We start from the raw sequence: 26,987 nt of genomic DNA, 5'->3' as shown, positions 1-26,987 counted from the left end.
CCAAGCCGACCAGACGTAAAGCACTCTCAGGGTATGCTGCTTTACTGAAAAAGACTCCTCCCCCAACGAGCCCCTCCCCCATGAACCGCAACGACCTGCGCCGCGTGGACATGAACCTGCTGGTGATTTTCGAAACCCTGATGTTCGAGAAGAACCTGACCCGGGCCGGGGAAAAGCTGTTCCTCGGCCAGCCTGCCGTCAGCGCATCGCTGGCAAAATTGCGCGATCTGTTCGACGATCCGTTGCTGGTGCGCAATGGGCGCACCCTGGAGCCGACCCTGCGGGCATTGCAGATTCTCAAGGAATTGCAGCCGGCAATGGACACCATTTCCGGGGCGGTCAGCCGGGCCAAGGATTTCGAGCCGTCCACCAGCCGCGATGTGTTTCGTATCGGACTGTCCGACGACGCCGAATTCGGACTGTTTCCGCCACTGCTCAAGCAGATTCGTGAAGAAGCGCAGAACGTGGTCGTGGTGGTGCGCCGAGTGAACTTCCTGCTGATGCCATCGATGCTGGCCAGCGGCGAGATTTCCGTCGGCATCAGCTACACCACGGAATTGCCGGCCAACGCCAAGCGCAAGAAGTTGCGCGACTTGAGTGTGAAGATCCTGCGTGGCGATGATCGCCCCGGCCCGTTGACCCTGGACGAGTTCTGCGAACGCCCTCACGCGCTGGTGTCGTTTTCCGGGGACCTGAGCGGTGCCATCGACAATGACCTGGCGCGGATCGGCCGTTCGCGCCGGGTGGTGCTGGCGGTGCCACAGTTCGCGGGGTTGCGGGCCTTGCTGGCGGGCACCGACATGCTCGCCACCGTGCCGGATTACGCGGCCAATGCGTTGATCGAAGGCAGCAGTCAGTTACGGGCGGACGATGCACCGTTTGATATCAACCTTTCCGAACTGTCGATGGTCTGGAACGGGGTCAACGATAACGATCCGGCAGAACGCTGGTTGCGCTCGAAAATTGCACAGCACATGGCGGCGCCACTATCGGGGCATTGATCGACTGCAGGAGCACCGGCTCGGACTCGCGCAGGTACACCGGCATGTCGGTCACCGGTGGCATGGCCGGAATCTCGAAGTACATCTGCACCACCCAGCCACGGTGATAGCTGGCGTGGTTGACCACGTGCATCAGCATCGCGCCGGCACTCATGGTGCCGCTTTCGCCTGAGACAAAGGTGAATTCCAGGGGCTTGTCCAGGGAGGCATCGGTTTGCCGGGCACTCCAGTCGCAGTACCAGCGATCGATGTTTTTTTGCGCCATGCGCAGTTCGGACAGATCGGCATGCAGCAGGTCGTGTGAAGTCTTGAAACCATGCCCCCGGCCTTCGAGGTGCGCCTGCCAGATGCAATCGACCACGTACACGTGATTGAGGGTGCCAATCATGTTTTTGAACACCGACACCCGTTCTTTTTTGACTTCGCCCGGAGGGAGCGCCGCGAGGCTGTCAAAGAGGCGCTGATTGGCCCAGCGCTTGTAATCGGCCAGCAGGCAGGCAGTGCGTACGGTGATCATCAGAGTTCTCCGATGGCAGTAAGCGCATCCCCTAGCATAGACCCGATGGCCACAAAGCAGCGCCAGCCCTGATCATCGGTCGTCCAGGTGTTTCACCACCAACTCGGCGAGCGCCAGGCAACTGGTCAGCCCCGGTGACTCAATACCGAACAGATTCACCAGCCCCGGCACGCCATGTTCGGCGCGAGCGCTGATGAGAAAGTCGGCGCTCGGCTCTGTCGGCCCGCTGATTTTCGGGCGAATGCCGCTGTAGGCCGGTTGCAGGCTGTTGTCCGGCAACCCCGGCCAATAGCGGCGGATCGCCTGATAAAACCCCTCGGCCCGATTGGGTTCGACGCGGTAATCAATGTGCTCGACCCATTCAACATCCGGCCCGAAGCGCGCCTGCCCGCCCAGATCCAGGGTCAAGTGCACACCCAGTCCGGCGCTCTCCGGGGCCGGATACACCAGGTGGCGAAACGGCGCCCGGCCGCTGAAACTGAAATAACTGCCCTTGCACAAATGCGCCCGGGGAATGAATGCCCCAGGCAGTCCGACAATGCTGCTCGCCACCTCGGGAGCGGACAGCCCCGCGCAGTTGATCAATTCGCGGCAGCACAGCGTCATGGGTTGACTGCCGCCCATGTGCAGCTCGAAACCCTGTTCGATGCAACGGGCAGACAGCAGCGGCGTGTGCAAGGCCAGCGTGGCGCCGAACCTCTGGGCATCGCCCTGTAGCGCCAGCATCAGCCCGTGGGAGTCGACAATGCCGGTAGACGGCGACCACAGCGCCGCGACGCAGGACAACGCCGGTTCAAGCTCCCGGGCCTGCGGGCCATCCAGCCACTTCAGGTCATCGACACCATTGGCACGCCCCTGCTGCAACAGGCGCTGCAAAGCTGCGTGCTGCTGTTCGTCGGTGGCCACTATCAGCTTGCCCACGCGCCGGTAATCGACACCGTGCTCATCGCAATAGGCGTAGAGACGCTGCTTACCTTCCACACACAGCCGCGCCTTGAGGCTGCCGTCCGGGTAATAGATGCCAGCGTGAATCACTTCTGAATTACGCGAACTGATGCCCGTGCCGATACCCTCACTCGCCTCGACCACCAGCACTTCCCGCCCGCTCCTGGCCAGGGCCCTGGCCACCGCCAGGCCGACCACGCCGGCCCCGATTACCACGCTTTGAATATCGACGTTCAACGACCTTGCCTCCCTCTCACCCCGTTCCTCGCTAATGCCAGGGAACTCTCGGCGACCGTCACGCATCCTAAACTATGTGGTACTTACCTTATGCTTCATGCTGTCGGAGGACACCGTCATGCGCCGCATATTTATCATTTCTTCCCTGGTACTTTGTTTACCCTTCGGCTCGGCTCTGGCCGATGTGGATGCGGGTGACGTCGCCACTTCCGCCGGGGTTTCCGCCTCGCTGTACTCGACGTTCAAAGACGACAAACTCATGATTCCCGCCCGGGATGACGCTTCCAGCTTCGTCGCCAGCGGCGGTGCGATTCGTGGTGCTTACCTGGAGGCGCTGTTGAAAAAGGTCCGCCAGGACAATCCCGCCCTCAACAATGCAAGCGACGAAGACCTGGCCCGCGCTATTCTCGTCCAGGAAGGCGTTGCCACCGATCACTGAAGATCGTCATCGCCAGCGGTGGGGCTTGTGACACCGGGATAGCGTTTCCAGCCCTGCCTGGCGTGCGTGCCAGTGGACAAACGTGCCCACCCGGCCACGATTTGCGCGTTGATACTCACCCCGCCGCACACCACGATCACCACGTCATTGGCGTCGGCAATCGCCGGGTGATCCAGGTAGGCAATCGCCAATGAAACCCCGCACGCAGGTTCGACCAGCTGACGCAAATCATTGGCGTAACGCACCACGCCCATGATCGCCTCATCATCACTGAGCACCACGCACTCATGGGGGAATTCGCCGATGTGCTTGACCGGCCAGGCGGCCACTTGTGCGGCGCCCAGGGACGTGGCGACAGTGTCGATTTTCGGCAGTCTGACCGGATGCCCGGCCGCCACCGCCGCGGCGAATGATGCCGCGCCTTCGGTTTCGCAGGCAACGATGCGGCAATCGGTGTGCCGATGACGTATCAGGCCGGTGAGCAGCCCCGCCAGCAAGCCACCGCCGCCCACCGATGTCACCAGCACATCCACTGGCGGGCAGTCTTCGAGGATTTCATCGACCATGGTGCTGTGCCCTTCCCACAACACCGGGTGGTCGAAGGCCGGCACGAATTCACTGCGCGGGTCCTGGGCGAGTTCCCGCGCCCGTTGATTGGCTTCGTCCCAGACCTTGCCGTGCACGATCACCTCGGCGCCGGTATTGCTGATCCGCGCCCGGGTGCTTTGCGGGGTAGTGTGCGGCACCACGATGCATGCCTTGAGCCCCAGGCATGCAGCGGCCATGGCCGTGGCCAGGCCCGCGTTACCGCCGGAGGGACAGACCACCTTGCGCTTGCCCTGCTGCGCCGCCCGGCTGCACAGCAAGCCAATGCCGCGTATTTTGAACGAGCCGCCAGGTTGCAGGTTTTCCAGTTTCAGCCAGATACGGCGGGTCGGAGTCGATAGGCCAGGGTGCAGGATCAAAGGCGTTCGGATGTGAAGCATATCGGTTCCTGTTACACGCCACCGGCTCGCGGAACAGGTCAACGAGCCAGCGGTGAACGGTTCTCTCATGCAAGTTTAGTTCACCCGGTCCGGGGTGACCGTCTCAGCGGTCTGGCGCAGGCTCCTACACTTAGAGGTAAGCTAATTCGTGGAGGCACCATGAAGATCTCGGCAAAATTGGCGTTTTTCGCCGTCATCAGCACCCTCGCCTACCTCGCCTTGGCGATCTGGGGAATCGGTGGATTCGCGGCTTATTTCAGCCACGGTTCACTGGTTGTCGTTGCCCTGGCCACCCTGATCATGGCTGTCGCGTCGCTGTTCACCGAGGTCAACCTGAGTTCGGGGGAACGCGAAGACCGGGCCAACCGCTGGGTCATTCCGGCCTTCGGGGTGATCGGGTTGCTGAGCGGCTATCTGCCGGCCTATACCGACCGCATCGATTTCTGGACCTTTGGCGGTGAAGGCGTGCGCTGGCTTGGGGCGCTGTTGTTCATCGTCAGCGGTGCGCTGCGGTTGTGGCCGGTGTTTGTGCTGGGCAAGCGCTTCAGTGGGCTGGTGGCCATTCAGCCGGACCATCGACTGGTCACCGAGGGCATTTACCGCAACCTGCGCAACCCCAGTTATCTGGGGATGATGGTCATCGGCATCGGTTGGGCGCTGGCCTTTCGTTCTGGTGTCGGGTTGATATTGGTGGCGCTGACGCTGATCCCGCTGATTGCGCGCATTCACTCGGAAGAGGCCTTGCTGAGGGCGCAGTTCGGCAGCGAATACGAGGCCTATTGCGCCCGCTCCTGGCGGTTGATCCCCGGGCTTTACTGACCGGAACACTGATCCCCTGTGGGAGCGGGCTTGCTCGCGAAGGCATAGTGTCAGTCGCTATCAATGTTGACTGATACGCCGCTTTCGCGAGCAAGTCGGATCGCCGCACCGCCGCTCCCACATGAGGCCGTGTGCAGGCGCAATCCATCGGCACCCACCTTAACCAGAACCGATTCATAACTTGCCAACGTCGCATGCAACGTCTCGATCGGCTGCTCATGGGTCGCCGTGACAATCATCAAATCCGCCCCCGCCGCCTCGGCGGCCAGAATCCCCACCGTGGCGTCCTCAAAAACCAGGCACTGCTCAGGCTCGACACCCAAGCGCCGGGCCGCGAGTTTGTACCCCGTCGGATCGGGTTTGCCGACCGTGACGTCCTCGGCCGTAATCATGACGTCAGGCTCCGGTATCCCCGCCGCCGCCATGCGCCGCAACGCCAGTTCCCGCGGGGCGGAAGTGACGATGGCCCATTGGCCGGCTGGCAAGGACCGCAAGAATTTTGCCGCGCCAGCCACTTCCAATACCCCGTCGACGTCGACGACCTCCGCTCCGGTAATCCACGCGGCTTCGGCCTCGGCATCCACCCCGGGCAAGTCCAGGCGCCTGATGGTGTCGATGGCGCGGGCACCGTGAATGGTCGGCAGGAAGCTGTCGACATCGACACCATGGCGCACCGCCCAGGTGGTCCAGACCCGCTCGGCGGCGGCAATGGACGTCAGGACGGTGCCGTCCATATCGAACAGAAAGGCACGGTAAGTCGAGTTGAATACAGAGTGATCGGACAAGGAAAAGAACCTCGCAGGTGCCGGACGGATTTGCCCGGCAATGTAGCATCTGCGCGCAGATCAGTTGAGTCGTTTGGACTTGAAGGTCTGGCCCACGCAATCGAGCAGCCCGCCAATCATCCAGGGTTTCTTGATGAACGAGACCGCGTGCCGCACACCTGCGCTTTCAGGGGTTTCGAAACCGGACATGATCATGATCGGCTTGTCCGGCCAGCGATCGCCGAACTGGTTGGCCAGGTCCGCGCCGTTGAGCGTGCCGGGCATGGTGATGTCTGTCAGCAGCATGTGCACCTGTGGCGCATGCTGCTCCAGATAAATCGCTGCCGCGTCCGCACTGACTTGCGGCTCGACGACAAAACCTTCCTCCTGAAGGATTTCGCAGAGAAACTCCAGGATCAGCGGGTCATCCTCAACCACCAGAATCAATCCGCCAGGAAGATCCCCACCCGCCGTCGGTACTCGACTCATGACCGTGCCGCTCCCTGATTGCCTCGATGATTTCGCGGGTTCTGATCCGCCACCTAAAAGGTATGAGCAGCGGAATCGGTGGAAATTCATTTTTGATACAGCCAGATGACCGGCGCCAAGCGTCCGGATCAATCATCGATGTCCCTTTTGGGGATTCAGGTAGTTCGGGGCGACAAAAACCTGTGGGAGCGGGCTTGCTCGCGAAGGCATAGTGTCAGTCGCTATCAATGTTGACTGATACGCCGCTTTCGCGAGCAAGCCCGCTCCCACAGGGTCTGCGGTGCTTGGAATTACTGCGACATTTCGCTTTTTTTCATCGCATCCTTGGACATGGCGTCTTTTTTCATGCCTTCCTTGCTCATGGAGTCTTTGGACATGCCGTCTTTGGACATGGCGTCCCTGGACATCGAATCGGTCTTCTTCATCGCATCCTTGGACATGGCGTCTTTGGACATCGAGTCCTTGCTCATGCTGCCGTTATCGACAGCAGTAGCGGCAAACACAGAGGCAGCGCCAACGGCCAGGCACATGGACAGAACAACAGTGGTCAACTTTTTCATGATGGATCTCCTTGGAGCACGGGTTTGCGGACGGTGAATGTTTCGCACGTTCATCAGCTGCCACCGAACCAGTTGTAGCCCTGGTCTTCCCAGTAGCCGCCGCTGTAGGTGTTGCTGACGAAAATCGCCTGAATGTGTTTGGGGTTCTTGTAGCCAAGCTTGGTGGGCATGCGCAGCTTCATCGGGAAGCCATATTCGCGCGGCAGCACCGCGCCGTCCCAGGTCAGCGCCAACAGGGTTTGCGCATGCAGCGCGGTGGCCATGTCGATGCTGGTGTAGTAGTCGTCGGCGCATTTGAAGCCGACGTATTTGGCATCGGTGTCGGCGCCGATGCGCTTGAGGAAATCGCTGAAGCGTACGCCGCCCCAACGCCCGATCGCGCTCCAGCCTTCGACGCAAATGTGCCGGGTGATCTGCTCGGTCTGGGCCATGGCCCTTAGCTCTTCGAGGCGCCAGCTGCGCTTGTCGGCGACCAGGCCGGTGACTTCCAGGCGATAGCCCTCCTCCTCTACCGTCGGCGCTTCGTCGATGCCGTAGAAGGCATTGAAGGGAAACGGCCGGGTGATCATCGATTCGGGATAGGTCGGCGCCATCGCGTTGGGGTTGAACAGCCAGCCTTGCACCCGGTCGTTGAAGCGCGACATGGACGACAGCGCAGTCTCAACACTGTCGTTGTCAGTGATGTTGCAGCCGGACAGCATCGCCACGCCGCCAAGGGTCAGGCCGCGCAACAGGAACGAGCGGCGCGAGCGGTCCTCGATCTGTGGCGCGAGGATCTTGCGGGCATCGGTGAGGATCGAACCCTCGTCCAGCCCGGCTACCTGAATGCGCTTTTTCATACCTGCTCCTTGCGGCCGACGATCATGGCCCACAGCGTTTTTGGAACCAGTGCGACCATCACCAGATGCACCACCACGAAGGCCACCAGCAATGCCATGGCGAAGAAGTGCACGCGGCGTGCGCCCTCGTAGCCGAACAGCAACTCGCGCAGCAGCGGAAACTGCACCGACTTCCACAACACCAGCCCGGAGAGCACCAGCAGGAGGATGTCGACCATCACGAACAGGTATGCAAAACGCTGCACCTGGTTGTAATGATTGAGGTCGGCGTGCCCGAGTTTTCCCCGCAAGGCGGCCCACAGGTCGTGCAACACGCCTTTGGGCGACACCGGGAAGAAACGCCGCTTCAGGCGCCCGCTGAACAGGTTGAAGGCCAGGTAAATCAGACCGTTGATCGCCAAGAACCACATCGCCGCGAAGTGCCATTGCAGCGCGCCTGCCAGCCAGCCGCCGAGGGTGATCGAATTGGGAAAGCTGAAATCGTAGAGCGGCGAGGCGTTATAGATGCGCCAACCGCTGGTGACCATCACCAGCACCGCCAGGGCGTTGAGCCAATGGGTCAGCCGCAGCCAGCGTGGATGGCTGGCCTTGGGTGAAGCAGTTGTCTGCGACATGTCCGGCTCCCGTTTGTTGTTGTTCGTTGGAGCCGAGTATGGAAGCCGGAAGATCGCCAAATCCTCACGCAAAGTTAAATTAAACGTGATAACTCGCTCCTGACGAGCACCGGAAAACCTATGGGAGCGAGCTTGCTCGCGATGGCGTCGTATCCGGCGATACAACTGCTGAATGACCCACCTCTATCGCGAGCAAGCTCGCTCCTACAGGGTTCTGTGGTGGTCCGTCGGTTGTGCAATTATGGTTAAATGCCGCCCCCGCAAATTGCCGACCCAGACCAATGAACGCAGACGCCCTCTCCACCCTTCACGACCACTTGCTGACGGCACTGGCAACACCCCCCGCCGAAACCCGCCGCCTGTTCCACGGCCGTGGCCGCTGCTGGCCGGGGCTGGAGCAAGTGACCGTGGACTGGTTGCAGGGCGTCGTGCTGGTGGCGCTGTTCAAGGAGCCGGAAGCTGAGCAACTGGAAGGCTTGAAGCAGTTGCTGATGGCGATCACCGAGTCAACGCAATGGGCCCAGTCCGGCGCCCACACCCTGTTGCTGCAACATCGCTACCTGCTGCAAAGCACCACCGAGTGGCTGCTGGGGGACGTCATCGAGGAAATGACCATCACCGAGGGTGGCCTGAAGTACCGGGTGGACCTGGGCCGCAAACAGAACACCGGGCTGTTCCTCGACATGCGCTACGGTCGCGACTGGGTGCGGGCCAATGCCGAGGGCAAACGGGTGTTGAACCTATTCGCCTACACCTGCGGATTTTCGGTGGCGGCCATCGAAGGCGGCGCGAGCCACGTGGTCAACCTCGACATGTCGAGCCCGGCCTTGAACCGTGGCCGTGACAACCACCGGCTCAACGGCCACGACATGAGCAAGGTCAGTTTCCTCGGCCACGACCTGTTCAAGTCCTGGGGCAAGGTGATCGGCAAAGGCCCGTACGACCTGGTGATCATCGACCCCCCATCGTTCCAGAAAGGCAGCTTCCTGCTGACCAAGGACTACCAGCGAGTGTTGCGCCGATTGCCGGAATTGCTCAGCCCCCAGGGTACCGTGCTGGCATGCATGAACGACCCGGCCTTCGGAGCTGATTTCCTGATCGATGGCGTGACACACGAGGCGCCAAGCCTGCGGTTCGAGCAACGGCTGGAGAATCCGCCGGAGTTTCCGGATACCGATCTCGAGTGTGGGTTGAAGGCGTTGGTGTTTCGGCAGTAACACCGAGTCATGCCCTTCGCGAGTAGGCTCCCCACAGTGTTTTTCAGCGCACACGGAATCTGCGCTCGATGGCGATCAAAATGTGGGAGCGAGCTTGCTCGCGATGGCGGTGTGTCAGGCTCCAGGGATGTTGACTGGGTCGGCCACATCGCGAGCAAGCTCGCTCCCACAGTGATTTTCAGCGCACACGGAATCTGCGCTCGGCGGCGATCAAAATGTGGGAGCACCCCGTCAGGCAGTGCCCTTGGCCTGCTGCTCCAGGTGCACTTGCAACTGCGGGTCGATCTGCAACGCCGCGGCCAGTTCATCCAGATAGTTGCGTTCGGCGTCCTGCTGGTCGTCCACCAGCATGACGCTGGCCAGGTACATCTCCGAGGCCATGCCCGGGTCGGTGGCCGACTGCGCGATGTCATAGGCATCCAGTGGCTTGGCGACCTCGTCGTCCAGCCATTGCTGCAATTGCGGATCGTCGGTGTGACGGCCGATTTCAGTGCTGATCATCTGTTTCTCGGCGGCATCGATGCGGCCATCGGCCTTGGCCGCGGCAATCAATGCCCGCAGGATCGCATGGCTGTGCTCCTCGGCCTCCGGGCCGGCCAGCAAGTCCACGGTCCGTGGCGCTTCCTGCGGCGCCGAGGCCTGACTGCGCTGCCAGGCCTGGTACGCCTGGAACGCCATCATGCCCAAGGACGCCAGCGCCGCATAATTGGTGCCGCCAGTGGAACGACTTTGCGGTGCACCGCCCATCGGCGAACCGCCGCCAAGCAAACCACCGAGCAAACCGCCCAACCCTGCGCCACCACCGCCAGCACTGGTACCGGCACCCCCGCCCAACAAACCGCCGAGCAATCCACCCAGGTCGCCGAGCCCGCCCTGGGCCGATGCGTCACCGCCACCCTGTCGCGCCATCGAGCCCTGGCCGGCGCGCAGTAATTGTTCGAGCAGATCGCTGGTGTTCATGACGTTTGTCCTCTTGAAGGGCGTTTATCCAGTCAGGCAACGATAGCCCCCGCAGGCGAATGTGCCAGCACCGTTGGGCTGACCCGCCCGCGCTATACCGGATTCGTCCGGGGTATTTTCTTGCGGCGCAGCTAAGATTCATGAGTGGTGAACCTTATTCCCGGATACCCGGTCGATACCTGCAACCCGACCCGGTTTGCCACCACCCCCGTACGCGGGGTGACAACTGGCTTGCTTCATTCACTGGAGAACGCCCCTGTGATTTCAACCCTGTACATCGCCAGGCTCAAAGCATGGGGCGCCCATGGTTTTACCGCCACTGGCGTGGTCACCGCTTTCCTCGCCACCCTGTCCCTGCTGGAAAACCAGCCGACCCATTGCCTGCTGTGGCTGGGTGTCGCCCTGATCGTTGACGGACTGGACGGTGCGCTGGCACGCAAGGTCAACGTGCAGTCGGTGTTGCCGAGCTTCGATGGCTCGATCCTCGACCTGGTGATCGACTACCTGACGTACGTGTTTATCCCGGCACTGTTCATCTATCGCTATATCCCGTTGCCGGACTACACCTTGCTGCTGAGCGTGTCGCTGATTCTGGTGTCGTCGCTGTTCTGCTTCTGCAACGTCAACATGAAGAGCAAGGACAACTACTTCCAGGGCTTCCCCGCCGCCTGGAACGTGGTTGCCCTGTGCCTTTACATCATCGCCCCGTTGCCGTGGATCACCTTCATTACAGTCATTGGCCTGGCCCTGCTGACCGTGACCCGGATGAAATTCCTGCACCCGTTTCGCGTGCGCCGGTTCATGCCGATCAACATTGCGGTGACGGCCATCTGGTTGCTGTGCAGCCTGTCACTGGTGCTCAACCATCCGCTGATCAACCCGTGGGTGATGGGGCTGTGGCTGCTGATGTCGGCGTACTTCCTGGGCATCTGCTTGTGGCGCACGGCGCTGGAGTGGTTCGACGAATCGAGGCTCAAGTAGCCATGGCGGTCCATATCGTTCAACTCGGCTCCACCCCGTCGACCCGATGAAGGATTGCGCCTGGGCACGGTACGCCGCCCTCCCCGTGGCGTACCGAAAGCCGAATTCGCCCGTCGGGACTTTTATGATGTCTGGCAGCCGCTGCTGTCGCCCAGTGCGCAGTTGGTGGCCGAGGCCAAGGCTGCGCAAGATGCCAAGGCCTGGGAGGTGTTCCGGCGCAAGTTCAAGACCGAGATGAGCCAGCCCTCTGCCAGTCAGTTACTGGATCTGCTGGCCGCGTTGTCCCATCAGACGTCCCTGGCCGTGGGCTGTTATTGCGAGGATGAGGCGCATTGCCATCGGTCGGTGTTGCGCGAGTTGCTGCAGGCGCGGGGGGCCGTAGTGATTTAGATGCCATGACCACCACACAACCCCTGTGGGAGCGGGCTTGCTCGCGAAAGCGGTCTTTCAGTCGAAGATGCTGTGGCTGATACACCGCTTTCGCGAGCAAGCCCGCTCCCACACTGGACTTGTGTCAACTCAACGCCGCGTGATCACCACCTCCAGGTATTCACTCGGCACCACCAGCGACTTGTTGCCCGCCCGGTTCAACCGGTTGATCAGCTCGGTCAAGTCGGTCTCCAGGGCCTTGGCGCCATCCTCGGGCAGCGCGGCGAAGGCCTTGTGCACCGGCCCGTACCACTGGCGGAAGGTGTCGATGAAATGCGCCGCCGAGCGATAGCGGAAATTGAACGTGCGACGCGTCACCTGGAGCAGGAATTCACGCTCGTCGAAATGCTCGTGCAGCCAGGCTTCGGTGCCCCAGCGTGAGGGTGGATTGGCACCCGGAGGGGGGGGCAGGTGCTGGCCAAGGGTCTTGAACATCTGGCCGACGAAACCTTCCGGCGTCCAGTTGGCCAAGCCAATCCGCCCGCCCGGGCGACAAACCCGTGCCAGTTCCGCGGCGGCTTTGGGCTGGTCCGGCGTGAACATCACACCGAAGGTCGACAGCACGGCATCAAAGCTGCCGTCGGCAAAGGGCAAGGCTTCGGCATCGGCGACCTGGAAGGAGACATTCAGCCGTTCTGCCCGGGCCCGTTCTTCGCCGCGTTCGAGCAAGGCGGCGACATAGTCGGTGGACGTCACCTGGCAGCCACGGCGCGCAGCCGCGAGGGTTGCGTTGCCGTTACCGGCGGCAACGTCGAGCACGCGCTCATCGCACAACAGGTCACAGGCTTCGGCCAGTTGCTCGCCGACGATCTGCAGGGTAGTGCCGATCACGGCGTAGTCGCCGCTGGCCCAGGAGGCCATCTGGCGGTTTTTCAAGGCAGTCAGATCAATAGGTGTACTCATGGAGAAGGTCTCTGGGTTGAAACACGAGTCGGGCCTGGCGGGCATTCACTCCGCCGTTGTCGGATCGATGATGTTCATGACCTGGGAAATGCGATTGGCGGGAAACCCGCTCACCCGAGCGTGCTCCCTGATCTGCTCTTCGTTCGGCGAGATGTACACGCAGTAGAGCTTGTCACCGGTGACATAGCTCTGCAGCCACTGCACCTCAGGCAACTCACGCAACGCCCGGCAGGACTTTTGCGAAGCCGCTTTCAAATCCCTATCCGATAATGCTCCGGCGCCCTGGATCTCACGTTCAATGACGAACTTAGGCATGGCAACCTCTCTTTATTGTTCTTGATGGCAGGGTGGCACTCACCCTGTGATCAAACTATCGCCCTGACGGGCGCTGGCGTCCTGTCCGATCGTCGCCCAACCCTGCCCGATCGTCCGGAGATTCCACGTTGCGCGCCGAGGCGCTCACAATCAGGAATCCTTCCACGGGAAACCCCAATGGACGCTCTGTCGCAGACCCTGCGCGTCGTGCATCTGGTCGGCGCGATCTTTATCAACGCCCGGTTCACCGCGCCCTGGTGCTACCAGTCGCCCAGCGCCGACACCGCAGCGCCGTTTCTGGAGCCCGATGCGGAACGGGTAGTGATCTTTCACCTGATAACCGAAGGTGAGTGCTACGTTGAACTGGGCGATGACCCGCCGCTGCATCTGAGTGCGGGCGACGTGGTGATCTTCCCCCAGGGCGACGCCCATCGCATGTGCTCACGTCCCGGATTGCCCCCGGCCACGGGTGCGCGACTGGATGCCGTGCTGGCGCGCCGGCCCCGGCAGTTGAGTTATGGCGGAGGTGGCGCGGTCACCCGGTTGGTGTGCGGTTACCTGGCGTGCGACACGCGCCTGGCGGGCATATTGCTCAAGGGCTTGCCGGCGGTGGTGCGGGTCAATGTGCGCGGTTCGGATGCCGGTATCTGGCTGGAATCCTCCGTGCGCTATGCCCTCGCCGAAGCCCGCTCGCCCCGCCCTGGCGGTGAAGGGGTATTGGCCAAACTGGCCGAAGTGCTGTTCATCGAAGTGTTGCGCCTGTACATGAACGAACAAGGCGAAGGCCGCACCGGCTGGCTGGCCGGTGTGCGCGACCGCATCGTCGGCGCCGCCCTCAACGCCTTGCACAAAAAACCCTGCCACGCCTGGACACTGGACGAACTGGCGCGCACCGCCAGCACCTCAAGATCGGTGTTGGCCGAACGCTTCCAGCAACTGGTGGGGGTGTCGCCGATGCAGTACCTGACGCAATGGCGCATGTTGCTCGCCGCCAATCTGTTACGCAGCAGCAACAGCTCATTGACGCGCATCGCCGAAGAAGTGGGTTACCAGACCGATACCGCTTTCAGCCGCGCCTTCCGTCGCGAGTTCGGTGCGCCACCGGCGGCGTGGCGGCGCGGACAGGAGAAAAAAACCATGGCCCACGGGGCAAGACCCGTGAGCCATTGATCGAGCAAGTTACGCCGCTGGCGTGCCGGCCTTGGCCTCCTCCAGCAACTGCTGAATCATTTTTTCCTGAGTGTCGTAACTACCTTCGCCGAAGTGGGTGTAACGCACTTGCCCCTTGGCATCGATCAGGTAGTGCGCCGGCCAGTACTGGTTGTCGAAGTTGCGCCAGATCGCGTAGTTGTTGTCGATCGCCACTGGGTAGGTGATGCCGTATTCCTTCACCTTGGCCCTGACGTTGTCGATGATGCGCTCAAAGCCGTATTCAGGCGTGTGCACGCCGATCACCACCAGCCCGTCCTTTTCGTATTTCTTCGCCCACTCCTTCACGTATGGCAGGGTGTGCTTGCAGTTGATGCAGTCGAAGGTCCAGAAGTCCACCAGCACAACCTTGCCTTTCAGGGCTTCGTTGCTCAGTGCCGGCGAGTTGAGCCATTCCACCGCGCCGGACAGCGAGGGCATGGCGCCTTGGGCATCGCCCATGGTGCTGTCGGCCTTGACCTTGCTGACCAGGTAATCGACGACTTTCGGCACGGCTTCCAGCACGCCTTTCTCCACACTGTTGACACCTTCCGATGAGGTGTTGGCCAGCAACAGGTCATTGGCCCCCGTTGCAATCACTGCCGCACCGGCGAGCACCGCAACCCCGGCGCCACGGCGCAACCAGCCGGTGACCGGAATCGACGGTTTCAAGCGATTGACCAGGCCGCGCCCGGCAAAGATCAAGATGCCCAGGGACAGCGCACTGCCCGCGCCATAGGCCACCAGCAACAGACTGGTGCCGGCGTTCGCACCTTGCAGCATGGCGCTGGTGAGAATCACCCCGAGGATCGGCCCCGCGCAGGGTGCCCAGAGCAGCCCGGTGGCGACACCGATCATGATCGACGCCAACGGCCCGGACATCTTGCGCGAGTCCGGGTCGATGCGATTGCCCAGCAGCACGAAGGGACGGGCCAGCCAGTCACCGACCCGGGCGGAGATCAGCGACAGGGCGAACAGCACCATCACCGCCAGCGCTACGTGGCGGCCGGTGTTGCTGGCCTGTATCACCCACTCGCTGCTGACCACCGCCAGGCTGGAGACCAGGGCAAAGGTCAGGACCATGCCGCCGAGGGTCAGCAGGATCGAGGAGCGTGTACGGTCGGCCCCGGCAAACAGGAATGGTACGACCGGCAGGATGCACGGGCTGAGGACGGTCAATATGCCGCCCAGGAAAGCGATGAGTAACATGGGATCACCTAATGCAAATTAGAGGGCAACACAGAACCTATGTGGGAGCGGGCTTGCTCGCGAATGCGTCGGGTCAGACGACACATCGTTGATTGAACAATCGCTTTCGCGAGCAAGCCCGCTCCCACAGTGGATCGAGGTGTTTTCAAGCGGTCTGCTCATCCAGTAACTGCCCTTGCGGCGTGCGGCTGGAACCGTCTTGCGCCAGGAAACCCTGGGTGCCCTTCTCTGCCACAGGCGTGAGCTGGAAGCAGGTGTTGCTGGCACAGGCGCTTTGCTCGACAGCGGCGTTGGCATGGGCCGCCGCACCGGCGACGGAAAAGACGATGGCGGTCAGGTAGCGGGTAACGTTGTTCATGATGTCCTTCCTGTTGCAAATGGATTTGGCGGGGGTTGATCGCGACACTCAGTTTTCCGAGTTGCAGTTGTCGGCGAATTTGCTGTAATCCAGCACCTGGGTTTTTGACTGGGAGTCGAGGTAGGTCAGCCGCGCATTCACCACGCCGCAGGAAGGCGTAGTGTCCTCGGTCAGCGACACCACTTTCCTGATATCCAGTTGGGTGCCATAGGTGTAGGTTCTGGGAGCGACATCGGCTTCGGCACGGGCCGACAAGGTGCAGATGTTCAGTGCGGCAAACAGGCAGGCTGCGTAGATGGCTTTGGTGTTCATGGCGGACTCCTCAAGGTTTCAACAGGTCAACTGTTCGTTGGGCCGAGGCGCTCTGGTTTGCCTCGATGGAACCTATTAAAAGCCTGCGAGGTATCTCGTCTGTGTCGGGAATCGGCGAGAATCAATCGCTGCGTATCAGAACGGTGCCTGGATACAAAGCAATACAAAACCGCTGGAAATCGGCTTTTTTGCCTTCGTGTGTATCCTCAGGCAAGCCGGATACACTGCAATACAAAGGGCGGCAGGCGAGCCCGCACAGGCTCGATAGACTGTGTGGCATTCCCCATTTACCAGAGGTTTGGCCCAATGGATCACGTTGATCACATCCTCATCGTTGACGATGACCGCGAAATCCGCGAACTGGTTGGCAACTACCTGAAGAAGAACGGCCTGCGCACCACGGTCGTGGCGGATGGACGGCAAATGCGCGCCTTTCTGGAAACCACCCCGGTGGACCTGATCGTGCTGGACATCATGATGCCGGGTGACGATGGCCTGCTGCTCTGCCGCGAACTGCGCGCCGGCAAGCACAAGGCCACGCCAGTGCTGATGCTCACCGCCCGCAACGATGAAACCGATCGCATCCTCGGCCTGGAAATGGGTGCCGACGACTATCTGGTCAAGCCATTCGCTGCCCGTGAACTGCTGGCGCGGATCAACGCGGTGCTGCGGCGCACGCGCATGCTGCCACCGAACCTGGTGGTGACCGAAGCCAGCCGCCTGTTGGCCTTTGGGCGCTGGCGCCTGGACACCTCGGCCCGTCACCTGCTCGATGCAGACGGCACCATGGTGGCCCTGAGCGGTGCTGAATATCGTTTGCTGCGGGTGTTTCTCGACCATCCACAACGGGTGCTCAACCGCGATCAATTGCTCAATCTGACCCAGGGCCGCGACGCCGACCTGTTCGACCGCTCCATCGATCTTTTGGTCAGTCGTCTGCGCCAGCGCTTGCTCGACGACGCTCGCGAACCGGCCTACATCAAGACCGTGCGCAGCGAAGGCTATGTGTTTTCCCTGCCGGTGGAAATCCTGGGCGATCAATCATGACCCTGGCGCTGCATTGGCCGCGGACCCTGGCCTCGCGGCTGTCGCTGATATTCCTGATCGGCCTGATCCTCGCCCAGGCGCTGTCCTTCGGCGCGCAGTACTACGAACGCTACGAGTCCTCGAAAAACACCATGCTCGGCAACCTGGAAACCGACGTTTCCACGTCCGTCGCCATCCTCGACCGCTTGCCCGCCGATGAGCGAGCCGCCTGGCTCAAACAACTGGAGCGGCGCAATTACAGTTACATGCTCAATGAGGGTTCGCCGGGCACGCCCATCCGCACCGACATGCCCGATGCGCCCATTGCCATTGCCTCGATCAAAGACGCCATCGGCCACGATTACCCGATGACCTTTACCGACATCCCCGGGCCGAAAAAACATTTCCAGGTGCACTTGAACCTGGCCGATGGCAGCCCGCTGACCATCGACGTCCGCCCGGCGATGGTGCCGTTGTCGCCTTGGCTGCCCATCGTGTTGCTCGGGCAACTGGCGCTGATGCTGGCGTGCTCCTGGCTGGCGGTCAGAATCGCCATCCGCCCCCTCACCCGCCTCGCCGGTGCCGTCGAAACCCTGGACCCCAACGCCCATCCCGTACTCCTGGACGAAAAAGGCCCGACCGAAGTCGCCCACGCCGCCAAGGCCTTCAACGCGATGCAGGCACGCATCGCGGCGTACCTGAAGGAACGCATGCAATTGCTCGCGGCAATCTCCCACGATCTGCAAACCCCGATCACCCGCATGAAACTGCGCGCCGAGTTCATGGACGACTCCAGCGAAAAAGACAAACTGTGGAACGACCTGGGCGAAATGGAACACCTGGTGCGCGAAGGCGTGGCCTACGCCCGCAGCATCCACGGTGCCACCGAAGAAAGCCGCCGCACCGACCTCGACTCGTTCCTCGACAGCCTGGTGTTCGACTATCAGGACGTGGGCAAGGATGTTCAGCTCAGCGGCAAGAGTGCCGCCGTCATCGACACCCGCCCCCACGCCTTGCGCCGGGTGCTGGTCAACCTGACGGACAACGCATTGAAGTTTGCCGGTGCCGCCGAGTTGCGGGTGCAAAAGCAGGCCGATGGCAACCTCTCGATCAAGATCCTCGACCGTGGTCCGGGGATCGCCGAGGAAGAACTCAAGCAAGTGATGGAACCGTTCTACCGCGTTGAGAATTCCCGCAACCGCAACACCGGCGGCACCGGGCTGGGGCTGGCGATCGCCCAGCAACTGGCGGTCGCGATTGGAGGCTCCTTGACCTTGAGCAATCGTGAAGGGGGCGGGTTGTGTGCGGAGTTGCGATTGCCGGGGCAGAAGGGTTTGGCTCAGGGGTGAGAATGCCGGACCAACCGTAGAAAGTGGTCGGCTGTCAGGCCGCCTTCGCGGGCAAGCCCGCACACAGGGGGTGCGCCGTGATTACAACAACGACAAGGTGTAATTGATGATGAACCGGTTCTGATCCACGTTGCGCCCGGCATCGGTATTGGACTTGGCGTTACGCAGTGTGAACCCCACCCCCTTGAACGTACCCGATTGCAACACGTAGTCCAGGGTCATGTCGCGCTCCCACTCGGACTGGTCACTGGCGTTTTGCGCCTTGATGTCCGTGCCCTTCAGATACACGATCGAGGCTTTCAGGCCCGGCACGCCCAAGGGCGCGAAGTCGTAGGTGTATTGGCCGAAATTCGTCTGCTCGCCGGCCCGGGCAAAGTTCTGGATCATCTTGTCGGTGGGCAGGTAGACACTGCCGCCGCCCGCCCCCTTGTCCACCAGGCTGCCCTGGTTGGGCTGGACGAAGTTGCTGCCATCGCCCACACGTTGATGCCCCACCGACACTGCGTGACCGCCGTGGCTGTAGGTGACCATCGCGGCCCAGGTGCTGTTGTCGATTTCACCATCGTTGTCGTCGGTGTAGCCCGATACCCGATAGCCTTGCGCACGGCCGGAGGCAGAGCTGTTGGCACCGCTCGACGTGGTACGGAAGTAGCGCAGGTCGGTGGTGAGCGAGCTTGCACTGTCGATGAACAGGATGTGCGTCAGGCCGAGGAAGTTCTGGCTGTAGAAGTCTTCCAGCTGCGCGAAGTAATACTGGGTCTTCAGGTTCCTGGCGAGGTTGTAGTCACCGCCGGCGTAGTAGAACTTGTTGCTGTCCCGCGTGCTGCCGGCGACCGATAAACCTGTGCGGTCCGTCGAGGCGCGCCCTACCGCGTGCTCCAGCACACCGCCGGTCAACGTCAGGCCATCGATGTCGCTCGAGGTGACCTGCGCGCCGGTAAACGATTGCGGCAACACACGGGCATCGTTCGCCAGAAGGATCGGCAATTTCGGCAGCAAGGTGCCGTAGCGAAATTCAGTCTTGGCCAGGCGCATTTTCGCCGTAGGGCCGAAGCTGCTCCAGGCATCGGCCGCGCCATCGCCGTCAGAGGGAATCATGCCGCTACCGACGTGGCGCCCCGCTCCGCTGTCCAGCGTGATGCCGAGCAACGCCTGGGCATCGAGCCCGAACCCCACCGCGCCCTGCGTAAACCCGGACTCATAGCGCAACACGAAACCCTGGGCCGCCTCTTCGGTTTTCGAGGGGGCAGCGCTGCCATCGCGATTGTCGCTGTTGAAGTACAGGGTGCGCATCGACAGGTTGGCCTTGCTGTCTTCCAGAAAACCATGGCCTGCGGTATCGGCAGCCTGTGCGCACACCGAACTGGTGGCCAGCAGGACTGCGGTGGGAATCGCTCGTTTGAACATAGGGGGCTCCTGGGTGTTTCTTATCGTTATTTGAAGGTTTCACCGCCAGACAAGACTCGATTACCGCCCACGCAACAGCGCTCGATGAGTGACATGAGTCATCGGACGTTCGAGGCGAGGGTTGACTGACTGGCTTGTGAAACTCTTAAAACACTTCGAGAGGCTATTATCAAACGCGGTGAAAGTAGTTTTCGTACAGGGATAAGCCTTGTCGCACAGGGGTATGGACGATCACTGTTTTTGAATATCGGTGCGGCGGATTTTCATCATACTGACTTCATCGGCAGCGATCGGTGGCTGCTGGTATGTCACTACAAGAGCAATGACCCATGAACGATCAAATCGAACTTTACGGCGCGAACACCGGCAACAGCCTGAGGGCCGCGATTGCCCTGGAAGAGTCGGGCATCGCCTATACGGCACGCAAGCTCGACTTGTATGCACAGGAACACCGTGGTCCGGCCTTCCTGGCGCTTAACCCGGCCGGGAAAGTGCCGACCCTGATCGATCACGGGACAACTCCGGTGCTGGTCATCAACCAGTCCAACGCCATCATCCAGTACGCCGATTCCATTGCGCCCGGAAGGCTGGCACCGGCGCAGCCAGGACCTGATCGCACCCGGGTGATCGACCGCTATTTCTTTTTCGTGACCGATGTCATCGCCCCCAGCCACGCCGCCTTTTTCCTGCACCAGGCGGGGCAGACCAAGGCGGCGGCGATCATCGATCTGCGCGTGATTGAACAGCTCACCTACTCGGAAAGCTTTCTGACGGACGACTTCATGGCCGGAGCGCAGTTCTCCATGGCCGACATTTCGGCCTTCACCATTGCCACGGCGTTCCGTGATCGGCTGGACTGGAAGCAACTGCCTCAGCTATCACGCTGGTTCGACACAGTCGAAGCCAGGCCGGCGGTTCAACGCGGCCTGAATGTGTTCAACCATTCCTGAGCGTTCGCCGAAAACAAAAATGCCCCATGTCGCCGTAACTGTAGGAGCGAGCTTGCTCGCGATGGTCGTTAACGATTACGCGTGTTTACTGACTAAACGCAGCGCTCTTGAGTCCATCGCGAGCAAGCTCGCTCCTACAGTGACGGCGATGTGCCGGGCATTTTCTGACGTTCTGACGAACACGAAACGACTTTTCCTCAGTCGGTGTAGCCGAACTTCACCGAAGGGCTTTCCTGCGCCTGGCTTCGCGTAGCGAGGCAGTAATACAACGGGCACGTCACCACCAGCCCCACCAGCCACGACAGGTCCGCGCCCTCCACCAGATTGGCATACGGTCCGACGTACAGTGAAGTATTGGCGAATGGCAGTTGCACGATGATGCCGATGAAGTAGGCAATGATCGCATGCAGGTTGAAGCGACCGTAGATGCCGCCGTCGGCCCGGAAGATCGAGGCGATGTCATAGCGACGTCCCTTGATCAGGTAAAAGTCGATCAGGTTGATCGAGGCCCACGGCACCAGCACCAGCAACAGCGCCAGAATCAGGCCGATGAACTGCGAAATGAAATTCGCCGAAGCCCCCAGCGCCACCACGCAGCAACCCGCCAGCACGATGCCCGACAACACCACGCGCACCTTGATGCTGGGCGTCCATTGGCTGGCGAAGGTCTGGATCGAGGTGATGATCGACAGCACTGCGCCATACAGATTCAAGGCGTTGTGGCTGATGATGTTGAGCAGGAACAACACCATCAGGATCGGCCCCAGCCAACCGGTGGACTGCTTGACCGCCGCCATCGCCTCGGTGCCTTCCGGGGTTGCCAGTACCGCCACGGCGCCGAAGGTGAACGACAGGATCGTGCCCAGGGTCGCCCCCAGATACGTGGCCCAGAATGGCTTGGCGATCCCAATATCCGCAGGCAGGTAACGCGAGTAGTCCGACACATACGGCGAGAAGCTGATCTGCCAGATGATGCCCAGCGACACCGTGGCCAGCCAGCCGGACAGGTTGAACCCGCCGCGAGTGAAGAAGTCCGCCGGCAGATCATGGGCGAAGATATAGAGGAAACCGGCGAGCAAGGCACCGCCCATCACCCAGGTGCCGATGCGGTTCAGGGTATGGATGAAGCGATAACCGATCACCCCGATGGCCGTGGCGCTTAAGGCGCCGATGAGAATGCTGGCCGGCACCGGAACCGACGGCGCAATGCCGACAATCGATTTACCTGCCAGCACGATGTTGGAAATGAAGAAACCGATGTAGATCAATGCCGCGAAGAACACGATCAGCAGCGCGCCATAGCGGCCGAACTGACCACGGCTCTGCACCATCTGCGGGATGCCCATGCACGGTCCCTGGGCCGACGCCAGCGCAATCACTACGCCGCCGACCATGTGCCCGAGGGCAATCGCCAGCAACCCCCAGAACAGGTTGAGGTGGAACACCTGGACCACCATGGCGCCGGTGACGATGGGCAGTGGCGCGATATTGGTGCTGAACCACAGGGTGAAAAGATCGCGGGCCTTCCCGTGGCGCTCTGCGAGTGGAACGTAGTCGACCGTGTGATTCTCGATCAACGGGTCTTGCCGGGACATCTGGGACATGTGCATGAACTCGAGTTTGTCTGTTCTTATCTTTGTATGAAGCCAAACCGGGGGGACTCTCTGGCCGCCCCTCAGATGCGGACCATATTATGGTATTCCAAACTTTAAACAAGACTGATCCGGTCTTTGAACAAGCATCTGAGCCGGCATCCTGCCCGATCCACGCCAGCGTTTGCTAGCTTAAAGCCCAGCAATCATTGGGTTCCAGACGAAAGCCTTACGTTTATCGGTTCACCTAAAAAGACCTTGCAATCGATGTATTACGGTATACCATCAGACCTATAAACACATAAAAACGCGTCACACCACCCGAGGACCGTCCAATGATCGATGCCGCCATCTACAAACAAGTCATGGGTTCGTTCCCGTCCGGAGTGACCGTGATCACCACCCTGGATGACGACGGGCAAATCGTCGGCCTGACCGCCAGCGCCTTCAGCTCGCTGTCGATGGACCCGGCTCTGGTGCTGTTCTGCCCCAACTACAGCTCCGATTCCTACCCGGTCCTGATCAAGAACAAACGTTTTGCCATCCACGTGCTTTCCGGCGGCCAGCAAAGCGAAGCCTATGCCTTCGCGCGCAAAGGCAAGGACAAGGCCCAGGGGATCGAGTGGACGTTGAGCGAGCTGGGCAACCCGATTCTGGCCAATGCCACGGCGGTCATCGAGTGTGAGCTGTGGCGCGAATATGAAGGCGGTGACCACGCCATCATGGTCGGCGCGGTGAAAAACCTGATCGTGCCCCGCCAGAGCAGTGGGCCACTGGTGTATTGCCACGGCAAGATGGGCGCGTTGCCGGTCCTGGCCTGATCCCCTAGTGGGAGCGGGCTTGCTCGCGAAGAGGCCGGCACACCCAACATCAATGTTGTCAGGCATACCGCTTTCGCGAGCAAGCCCGCTCCCACAGGTTGCTCACTGACCAGTGAGAAACATTTGCACAGATTTCGTATTATGGTATACCAATAATCAACAGGCCCGCGATCGACTGGCCGACAACAATAGATCCGAGGTAAGCGTCATGAAGTTTTCCCTGTTCGTACACATGGAACGTTGGGACGAAAGCGTCAGCCACCGCCAGTTGTTCGAAGACCTGACCGAACTGACGCTGATGGCCGAGGCCGGTGGTTTCAGCACCGTGTGGATCGGTGAACACCACTCCATGGAATACACCATCTCGCCAAGCCCGATGCCGCTGCTGGCTTACCTGGCGGGCAAGACCACCACCATTCACCTGGGTGCCGGCACCATCATCGCGCCGTTCTGGCATCCGCTGCGGGTGGCCGGTGAATGCGCGTTGCTCGATGTGATCAGCAACGGACGCATGGAAGTCGGCCTGGCCCGTGGCGCCTACCAGATCGAGTTCGACCGTATGGCCGGCGGCATGCCGGCCTCCTCCGGCGGCCAGGCGTTGCGGGAAATGGTTCCGGTGGTGCGGGCATTGTGGAACGGCGACTACGCCCATGACGGCGACATCTGGAAATTCCCGACCTCCACCAGCGTGCCCAAGCCGATCCAGCAGCCGAACCCGCCGATGTGGATCGCCGCCCGCGACCCGGACTCGCACAACTTCGCCGTGGCCAACGGTTGCAACGTCATGGTCACGCCGTTGATGAAAGGCGACGAGGAAGTCCTCGACCTGAAGAACAAATTCCAGGCCGCGCTCGACAACAACCCCGGCGTGCCGCGACCGCAACTGATGGTACTGCGTCACACCCACGTGCACACCGCCGACGATCCTCAAGGCTGGGAAGTCGGGGCCAAGGCAATCTCCAGGTTCTATCGCACCTTCGATGCCTGGTTCGGCAACAAGACCACCCCGGTCAACGGCTTCCTCGCACCGAGCCCGGAAGAGAAATTCGCCGGTCGCCCTGAGTTCGAACTGGAAAGCCTGCACAAGACCGCCATGATCGGTACCCCGGAAGAAATCATTCCGCGCATCAAGTACTACCAGGAACTGGGGGTCGACGAATTCAGCTTCTGGTGCGATAACAGCCTGCCCCACGCGGAAAAGAAAAAATCCCTGGAGCTGTTCATCAAGCATGTGGTGCCAGCGTTCCGCTGATTGCGCCGCCCTGCTCCCCGGACGCGAAGCCGGGGGTCAGCACACCTCAACTGTGGGAGCGAGCTTGCTCGCGATGGACGCCAACGATAACGCGGGCCATCTGAAACACCGCGTTGTCTAGAGTTTTTCGCGAGCAGGCTCGCTCCTACATGGGTCGATTCCAATGATGACTGGTCACCTCCCATCACTCGCCCTTCCCTCCGGCGCCGCGCGGGCTTACCTGCGCGGTGAATGGACCGCTTCGCACCTGCATTTCAAGCGCCTGCGCGCCAGCGTTTCGGCCAAGCAGAACGGTTTCTGGCAAATAGTTCACTGAGCCCACCCGAACAGCCAATCACGCACCCCGCGTCTCGCCATTGCATGGCGCGTACGGTGCATCGTGTTTCGTCTTGATCAGGTTTGCCCAATGAACAATAACAACGCGCTGTTGATCATCGACATGCAGCAGGAGGACAGCTTCGTCCTGGAAAACTTCGACACGGTGGCTACCAATACCGCCACCCTGCTAGATACCGCCCGCCATCAGCGGATGCCTGTCATCTATACCCGCCACATCAATCAGGCCGACGGCAGTGACCTGCCCCACGGCGAACCTTTGGCCGCCGACGGTGGCCCCGGCAGTTACCGCGCCGGCACCCGCCAAGTGGAAATCATCGAGTCACTGACGCCTCAGCCCGGTGAATTGATCATCGACAAGGGCCGTTACAGTGCCTTCCACCGCACCGACCTCGATGCCCGACTCAAGGCAATGGAGGTTGACACGTTGATCGTCTGCGGCGTGTTGACCGACGTCTGCGTGCTGACCAGCGTGTTCGATGCCTTCGCCCTGGGTTATCGCGTGCGCCTGGTCAGCGATGCCTGCACCACGACCACCGAGGCCGGGCATTACTCGGCCCTGCTGATCATGGCCAACTGGGTCTACGCGCTGGAAATCCTCACCACGACCGAGTGCCAGCGCGCCCTGCAACAGCTCGATCACATCAGCCTGATCCCCGAGCAGCCGGACCTGTTTGCCCACCAGCCCCATGAGCTGCAAAGCACCATCGCCCGTCTGCAATCCCACCTCGTCCGGACTCAGGAGTGATCGCCATGCAAGTCGAAAAAAGAAGCATCGATTTCATCCCCGAAACCGAACGTCACGGCAAACCGGGTTCGCTGTTCTACATCTGGTTCGGCGCCAACATGAACATCACCACCATTGCATCCGGCGTGTTGCCGGTGGTGATGGGACTCAACCTGTTCTGGAGTGCGCTGGCGATCATCATCGGCTCGTTGCTGGGGGCGATTTTCATGGCCTCCCACTCGGCCCAGGGACCGAAGCTGGGCATTCCGCAAATGATCCAAAGCCGGGCGCAATTCGGCGTGTTGGGGGCGGTGTTGCCGCTGCTGTTCGTGATGCTGATCTACCTGGGTTTCTTTGTCAGCAACACCTTGCTCGCGGCCCAGGCGCTGGAGTCCGTCAGCCCACTGCCGATGTCCGGCAATATCTACCTGATCGGCGCGTTGTGCTTCGTCGTCGCGCTCTATGGCTATCGGTTGATTCACCGCTTGCAGAAGCTGCTGTCGATTCTGTCGCTGGTGGTGTTCGTGGCCGCCACGGTGCTCGCCTTGCAGTTGCCGATCCCGGCCGAACAATGGCTGCCAACAGGCTTCTCGCTGTCGAAGTTCCTGGTGGCAGTGAGCATTGCCGTGACCTGGCAACTGTCCTATGCACCTTATGTCGCCGACTATTCGCGCTACCTGCCTAGCAACACGCCCACCGCCCAGGTGTTCTGGTACAGCTACGCCGGCACGGTCAGCGGCGGCGCGTGGATGATGATTCTCGGGGCAATCCTGAGCGTCGGTATCGGCGACTTTTCCAGCAACGTCGGCGGGCATGTCGCCGGCCTGTTCGGCGCTGGCGCGGTGCTGCTGTTCGCCTTCATCGTCTACGGCCAAGTGTCGATCAACGTGTTCAACCTGTACGGCGCGTTCATGTCGACCATCACCGTGATCGAACCTTTCGCCCGGCTCAAGGTGACCCCGCGGGTACGCGGTGTGTTCATGCTGCTGATCAGCCTGGTGGCCACGGCCCTGTGCACCATCAGTCAGGACGACTTCATCAGCTTCTTCCTGAATTTCATCTTCTTCATGAGCTACTTCCTGATCCCGTGGACGGCGATCAATCTGGTGGACTACTACTGCCTGCGCAAAGGCCAGTACCGAATTGACGACATCTTCGACTTGAACGGGATCTACGGGCGGGTCAACCGGATTGCCTGCGGCAGTTTCCTGCTGGCGATTGCCCTGGAAATTCCGTTCATGAACACCACGCTGTACGTCGGACCGGTGGCCACGGCGCTGGACGGGGTGGACCTGGCGTGGATCGTCGGGTTGCTGGTGCCGGCGCTGAGTTATTACTGGCTGATGAAGCTCGGCAAGCGAGCGCCGATGATGGAGTCAGCGGCCGACTAAATTTCAGGCAAAAAAAATCCCAGGCAGCTGATGGACGCCTGGGATTTAAAAATG

30 protein-coding genes and 1 pseudogene are annotated in these 26,987 nt (G+C 61.1%); 15 read left to right on the top strand and 16 right to left on the bottom strand.

What is annotated here, in order from left to right; genetic code table 11:
* The first annotated feature begins 80 nt into the window (after positions 1-80).
* A complete protein-coding gene (locus PspS34_RS10720; protein WP_154862318.1) occupies positions 81-1,001 on the top strand; it encodes a LysR substrate-binding domain-containing protein in 921 nt (306 codons plus the stop codon).
* Here the strand turns inward: PspS34_RS10720 and PspS34_RS10715 are convergent.
* Together PspS34_RS10715 and PspS34_RS10710 are read right to left on the bottom strand one after the other, a co-directional pair.
* Positions 922-1,518 (bottom strand): DinB family protein, encoded by a 597-nt coding sequence (locus PspS34_RS10715; protein ID WP_090456455.1) that lies wholly within the window; start codon positions 1,516-1,518, stop codon positions 922-924. The two genes, PspS34_RS10720 and PspS34_RS10715, sit on opposite strands and share 80 nt — an antisense overlap.
* Positions 1,519-1,590: 72 nt before the next feature.
* A complete protein-coding gene (locus PspS34_RS10710; protein ID WP_159389685.1) occupies positions 1,591-2,700 on the bottom strand; it encodes an NAD(P)/FAD-dependent oxidoreductase in 1,110 nt (369 codons plus the stop codon).
* Between the two features lie 118 nt (positions 2,701-2,818).
* Here PspS34_RS10710 and PspS34_RS10705 point away from each other — a divergent pair, with 118 nt between their 5' ends.
* Entirely contained in the window at positions 2,819-3,139 is a 321-nt protein-coding gene (locus tag PspS34_RS10705) for a DUF2388 domain-containing protein (protein ID WP_150815279.1), read from the top strand.
* Here the strand turns inward: PspS34_RS10705 and PspS34_RS10700 are convergent.
* Positions 3,133-4,125: a pyridoxal-phosphate dependent enzyme gene (locus PspS34_RS10700; protein ID WP_150815278.1), complete on the bottom strand. Its 993-nt coding sequence runs from the start codon at positions 4,123-4,125 to the stop codon at positions 3,133-3,135. The two genes, PspS34_RS10705 and PspS34_RS10700, sit on opposite strands and share 7 nt — an antisense overlap.
* A 159-nt stretch (positions 4,126-4,284) precedes the next feature.
* Between PspS34_RS10700 and PspS34_RS10695 the strand changes: the two genes are divergently transcribed.
* Positions 4,285-4,944, top strand: coding sequence for an isoprenylcysteine carboxylmethyltransferase family protein (locus PspS34_RS10695; protein WP_159389684.1), 660 nt, complete (start codon positions 4,285-4,287; stop codon positions 4,942-4,944).
* Positions 4,945-4,994: 50 nt separating this feature from the next.
* Here PspS34_RS10695 and PspS34_RS10690 read toward each other — a convergent pair whose 3' ends face one another.
* From PspS34_RS10690 to PspS34_RS10670, 5 genes are all read right to left on the bottom strand, one after another.
* Positions 4,995-5,729 (bottom strand): HAD-IA family hydrolase, encoded by a 735-nt coding sequence (locus PspS34_RS10690; RefSeq protein WP_238786594.1) that lies wholly within the window; start codon positions 5,727-5,729, stop codon positions 4,995-4,997.
* A 60-nt stretch (positions 5,730-5,789) separates the two neighbouring features.
* Positions 5,790-6,197 carry a response regulator gene (locus PspS34_RS10685; RefSeq protein ID WP_154862313.1) on the bottom strand — a complete coding sequence of 136 codons (408 nt, stop codon included), beginning with the start codon at positions 6,195-6,197 and terminating at the stop codon, positions 5,790-5,792.
* 290 nt (positions 6,198-6,487) lie between these two features.
* Positions 6,488-6,757, bottom strand: coding sequence for a pentapeptide MXKDX repeat protein (locus PspS34_RS10680; RefSeq protein WP_154910984.1), 270 nt, complete (start codon positions 6,755-6,757; stop codon positions 6,488-6,490).
* Between the two features lie 53 nt (positions 6,758-6,810).
* Positions 6,811-7,596: a molybdopterin-dependent oxidoreductase gene (locus PspS34_RS10675; RefSeq protein WP_154910983.1), complete on the bottom strand. Its 786-nt coding sequence runs from the start codon at positions 7,594-7,596 to the stop codon at positions 6,811-6,813.
* Positions 7,593-8,210 (bottom strand): cytochrome b/b6 domain-containing protein, encoded by a 618-nt coding sequence (locus PspS34_RS10670; protein WP_150815272.1) that lies wholly within the window; start codon positions 8,208-8,210, stop codon positions 7,593-7,595. Before PspS34_RS10670 ends, PspS34_RS10675 begins: the two co-directional genes overlap by 4 nt.
* A gap of 281 nt (positions 8,211-8,491) precedes the next feature.
* On the opposite strand from PspS34_RS10670, the gene PspS34_RS10665 reads away from it, so the two are divergent.
* Complete coding sequence (locus PspS34_RS10665; protein WP_150815270.1) at positions 8,492-9,427, top strand: class I SAM-dependent methyltransferase; 936 nt, start codon at positions 8,492-8,494, stop codon at positions 9,425-9,427.
* A 231-nt stretch (positions 9,428-9,658) separates the two neighbouring features.
* On the opposite strand, the gene PspS34_RS10660 is transcribed toward PspS34_RS10665, so the two are convergent.
* On the bottom strand, positions 9,659-10,387 hold the full coding sequence (locus PspS34_RS10660) for a tellurite resistance TerB family protein (RefSeq protein WP_159389683.1): 729 nt from the start codon (positions 10,385-10,387) through the stop codon (positions 9,659-9,661).
* Positions 10,388-10,645: 258 nt separating this feature from the next.
* Between PspS34_RS10660 and pcsA the strand changes: the two genes are divergently transcribed.
* Complete coding sequence (gene pcsA, locus PspS34_RS10655) at positions 10,646-11,368, top strand: phosphatidylcholine synthase (protein WP_159389682.1); 723 nt, start codon at positions 10,646-10,648, stop codon at positions 11,366-11,368.
* 2 nt (positions 11,369-11,370) lie between these two features.
* Positions 11,371-11,758: pseudogene (locus tag PspS34_RS10650) on the top strand (DUF488 family protein).
* 129 nt (positions 11,759-11,887) lie between these two features.
* Here PspS34_RS10650 and PspS34_RS10645 read toward each other — a convergent pair.
* The gene (locus PspS34_RS10645; protein WP_057715441.1) at positions 11,888-12,700 is read right to left on the bottom strand and encodes a class I SAM-dependent methyltransferase; all 813 of its coding nucleotides are present in this window, start codon (positions 12,698-12,700) and stop codon (positions 11,888-11,890) included.
* A 45-nt stretch (positions 12,701-12,745) separates the two neighbouring features.
* Entirely contained in the window at positions 12,746-13,015 is a 270-nt protein-coding gene (locus PspS34_RS10640) for a DUF4242 domain-containing protein (RefSeq protein ID WP_057715442.1), read from the bottom strand.
* 177 nt (positions 13,016-13,192) lie between these two features.
* On the opposite strand from PspS34_RS10640, the gene PspS34_RS10635 reads away from it, so the two are divergent.
* Positions 13,193-14,185: an AraC family transcriptional regulator gene (locus PspS34_RS10635; RefSeq protein ID WP_150814995.1), complete on the top strand. Its 993-nt coding sequence runs from the start codon at positions 13,193-13,195 to the stop codon at positions 14,183-14,185.
* Positions 14,186-14,194: 9 nt separating this feature from the next.
* Here the strand turns inward: PspS34_RS10635 and PspS34_RS10630 are convergent, their stop codons facing one another.
* The 3 genes from PspS34_RS10630 to PspS34_RS10620 all read right to left on the bottom strand — a co-directional run bounded on the left by PspS34_RS10630 (position 14,195) and on the right by PspS34_RS10620 (position 16,082).
* The gene (locus tag PspS34_RS10630) at positions 14,195-15,412 is read right to left on the bottom strand and encodes a cytochrome c biogenesis protein DipZ (RefSeq protein ID WP_159389681.1); all 1,218 of its coding nucleotides are present in this window, start codon (positions 15,410-15,412) and stop codon (positions 14,195-14,197) included.
* Positions 15,413-15,557: 145 nt separating this feature from the next.
* On the bottom strand, positions 15,558-15,770 hold the full coding sequence (locus PspS34_RS10625) for a hypothetical protein (protein ID WP_159389680.1): 213 nt from the start codon (positions 15,768-15,770) through the stop codon (positions 15,558-15,560).
* A 48-nt stretch (positions 15,771-15,818) separates the two neighbouring features.
* Positions 15,819-16,082 (bottom strand): DUF2790 domain-containing protein, encoded by a 264-nt coding sequence (locus PspS34_RS10620; protein ID WP_057715446.1) that lies wholly within the window; start codon positions 16,080-16,082, stop codon positions 15,819-15,821.
* Between the two features lie 306 nt (positions 16,083-16,388).
* On the opposite strand from PspS34_RS10620, the gene PspS34_RS10615 reads away from it, so the two are divergent.
* Together PspS34_RS10615 and PspS34_RS10610 are read left to right on the top strand one after the other, a co-directional pair.
* Positions 16,389-17,129 (top strand): response regulator, encoded by a 741-nt coding sequence (locus PspS34_RS10615; RefSeq protein ID WP_008023822.1) that lies wholly within the window; start codon positions 16,389-16,391, stop codon positions 17,127-17,129.
* Complete coding sequence (locus tag PspS34_RS10610) at positions 17,126-18,457, top strand: HAMP domain-containing sensor histidine kinase (protein ID WP_159389679.1); 1,332 nt, start codon at positions 17,126-17,128, stop codon at positions 18,455-18,457. Before PspS34_RS10615 ends, PspS34_RS10610 begins: the two co-directional genes overlap by 4 nt.
* 81 nt (positions 18,458-18,538) lie before the next feature.
* On the opposite strand, the gene PspS34_RS10605 is transcribed toward PspS34_RS10610, so the two are convergent.
* Complete coding sequence (locus PspS34_RS10605; RefSeq protein ID WP_159389678.1) at positions 18,539-19,864, bottom strand: OprD family porin; 1,326 nt, start codon at positions 19,862-19,864, stop codon at positions 18,539-18,541.
* Between the two features lie 329 nt (positions 19,865-20,193).
* Between PspS34_RS10605 and PspS34_RS10600 the strand changes: the two genes are divergently transcribed.
* Positions 20,194-20,814 (top strand): glutathione S-transferase family protein, encoded by a 621-nt coding sequence (locus PspS34_RS10600; protein WP_154910980.1) that lies wholly within the window; start codon positions 20,194-20,196, stop codon positions 20,812-20,814.
* 197 nt (positions 20,815-21,011) lie between these two features.
* Here the strand turns inward: PspS34_RS10600 and PspS34_RS10595 are convergent, their stop codons facing one another.
* A complete protein-coding gene (locus PspS34_RS10595) occupies positions 21,012-22,418 on the bottom strand; it encodes a cytosine permease (RefSeq protein ID WP_159389677.1) in 1,407 nt (468 codons plus the stop codon).
* Between the two features lie 323 nt (positions 22,419-22,741).
* Between PspS34_RS10595 and PspS34_RS10590 the strand changes: the two genes are divergently transcribed.
* The 5 genes from PspS34_RS10590 to PspS34_RS10575 all read left to right on the top strand — a co-directional run bounded on the left by PspS34_RS10590 (position 22,742) and on the right by PspS34_RS10575 (position 26,933).
* Positions 22,742-23,227, top strand: coding sequence for a flavin reductase family protein (locus PspS34_RS10590; protein WP_057715451.1), 486 nt, complete (start codon positions 22,742-22,744; stop codon positions 23,225-23,227).
* 208 nt (positions 23,228-23,435) lie between these two features.
* A complete protein-coding gene (locus PspS34_RS10585) occupies positions 23,436-24,479 on the top strand; it encodes an LLM class flavin-dependent oxidoreductase (protein ID WP_046043514.1) in 1,044 nt (347 codons plus the stop codon).
* A 166-nt stretch (positions 24,480-24,645) separates the two neighbouring features.
* Positions 24,646-24,795 (top strand): hypothetical protein, encoded by a 150-nt coding sequence (locus PspS34_RS28265; RefSeq protein ID WP_167362844.1) that lies wholly within the window; start codon positions 24,646-24,648, stop codon positions 24,793-24,795.
* Between the two features lie 90 nt (positions 24,796-24,885).
* Complete coding sequence (locus PspS34_RS10580; RefSeq protein ID WP_159389676.1) at positions 24,886-25,563, top strand: isochorismatase family cysteine hydrolase; 678 nt, start codon at positions 24,886-24,888, stop codon at positions 25,561-25,563.
* Between the two features lie 5 nt (positions 25,564-25,568).
* Positions 25,569-26,933: a cytosine permease gene (locus PspS34_RS10575; protein ID WP_057715454.1), complete on the top strand. Its 1,365-nt coding sequence runs from the start codon at positions 25,569-25,571 to the stop codon at positions 26,931-26,933.
* The last annotated feature ends 54 nt before the right edge of the window (positions 26,934-26,987 follow it).

The organism is Pseudomonas sp. S34, from assembly GCF_009866745.1.
GTDB lineage: Bacteria > Pseudomonadota > Gammaproteobacteria > Pseudomonadales > Pseudomonadaceae > Aquipseudomonas > Aquipseudomonas jessenii.
Note: the sequence above shows the minus strand (reverse complement) of the source record. Positions and strands in the feature narration are given on the sequence as shown.

Coding starts and splice junctions, on each gene's coding strand:
- PspS34_RS10615 (WP_008023822.1), top strand. CDS start 16,389: ATGGATCACGTTGATCACATCCTCATCGTTGACGATGACCGCGAAATC.
- PspS34_RS10685 (WP_154862313.1), bottom strand. CDS start 6,197: ATGAGTCGAGTACCGACGGCGGGTGGGGATCTTCCTGGCGGATTGATT.
- PspS34_RS10575 (WP_057715454.1), top strand. CDS start 25,569: ATGCAAGTCGAAAAAAGAAGCATCGATTTCATCCCCGAAACCGAACGT.
- PspS34_RS10590 (WP_057715451.1), top strand. CDS start 22,742: ATGATCGATGCCGCCATCTACAAACAAGTCATGGGTTCGTTCCCGTCC.
- PspS34_RS10680 (WP_154910984.1), bottom strand. CDS start 6,757: ATGAAAAAGTTGACCACTGTTGTTCTGTCCATGTGCCTGGCCGTTGGC.
- PspS34_RS10695 (WP_159389684.1), top strand. CDS start 4,285: ATGAAGATCTCGGCAAAATTGGCGTTTTTCGCCGTCATCAGCACCCTC.
- PspS34_RS10700 (WP_150815278.1), bottom strand. CDS start 4,125: ATGCTTCACATCCGAACGCCTTTGATCCTGCACCCTGGCCTATCGACT.
- PspS34_RS10635 (WP_150814995.1), top strand. CDS start 13,193: ATGGACGCTCTGTCGCAGACCCTGCGCGTCGTGCATCTGGTCGGCGCG.
- PspS34_RS10630 (WP_159389681.1), bottom strand. CDS start 15,412: ATGTTACTCATCGCTTTCCTGGGCGGCATATTGACCGTCCTCAGCCCG.
- PspS34_RS10645 (WP_057715441.1), bottom strand. CDS start 12,700: ATGAGTACACCTATTGATCTGACTGCCTTGAAAAACCGCCAGATGGCC.
- PspS34_RS10625 (WP_159389680.1), bottom strand. CDS start 15,770: ATGAACAACGTTACCCGCTACCTGACCGCCATCGTCTTTTCCGTCGCC.
- PspS34_RS10640 (WP_057715442.1), bottom strand. CDS start 13,015: ATGCCTAAGTTCGTCATTGAACGTGAGATCCAGGGCGCCGGAGCATTA.
- PspS34_RS10600 (WP_154910980.1), top strand. CDS start 20,194: ATGAACGATCAAATCGAACTTTACGGCGCGAACACCGGCAACAGCCTG.
- PspS34_RS10610 (WP_159389679.1), top strand. CDS start 17,126: ATGACCCTGGCGCTGCATTGGCCGCGGACCCTGGCCTCGCGGCTGTCG.
- PspS34_RS10620 (WP_057715446.1), bottom strand. CDS start 16,082: ATGAACACCAAAGCCATCTACGCAGCCTGCCTGTTTGCCGCACTGAAC.
- PspS34_RS10605 (WP_159389678.1), bottom strand. CDS start 19,864: ATGTTCAAACGAGCGATTCCCACCGCAGTCCTGCTGGCCACCAGTTCG.
- PspS34_RS10665 (WP_150815270.1), top strand. CDS start 8,492: ATGAACGCAGACGCCCTCTCCACCCTTCACGACCACTTGCTGACGGCA.
- PspS34_RS28265 (WP_167362844.1), top strand. CDS start 24,646: ATGACTGGTCACCTCCCATCACTCGCCCTTCCCTCCGGCGCCGCGCGG.
- PspS34_RS10720 (WP_154862318.1), top strand. CDS start 81: ATGAACCGCAACGACCTGCGCCGCGTGGACATGAACCTGCTGGTGATT.
- PspS34_RS10715 (WP_090456455.1), bottom strand. CDS start 1,518: ATGATCACCGTACGCACTGCCTGCCTGCTGGCCGATTACAAGCGCTGG.
- PspS34_RS10675 (WP_154910983.1), bottom strand. CDS start 7,596: ATGAAAAAGCGCATTCAGGTAGCCGGGCTGGACGAGGGTTCGATCCTC.
- PspS34_RS10670 (WP_150815272.1), bottom strand. CDS start 8,210: ATGTCGCAGACAACTGCTTCACCCAAGGCCAGCCATCCACGCTGGCTG.
- PspS34_RS10595 (WP_159389677.1), bottom strand. CDS start 22,418: ATGTCCCAGATGTCCCGGCAAGACCCGTTGATCGAGAATCACACGGTC.
- PspS34_RS10705 (WP_150815279.1), top strand. CDS start 2,819: ATGCGCCGCATATTTATCATTTCTTCCCTGGTACTTTGTTTACCCTTC.
- PspS34_RS10660 (WP_159389683.1), bottom strand. CDS start 10,387: ATGAACACCAGCGATCTGCTCGAACAATTACTGCGCGCCGGCCAGGGC.
- PspS34_RS10580 (WP_159389676.1), top strand. CDS start 24,886: ATGAACAATAACAACGCGCTGTTGATCATCGACATGCAGCAGGAGGAC.
- PspS34_RS10585 (WP_046043514.1), top strand. CDS start 23,436: ATGAAGTTTTCCCTGTTCGTACACATGGAACGTTGGGACGAAAGCGTC.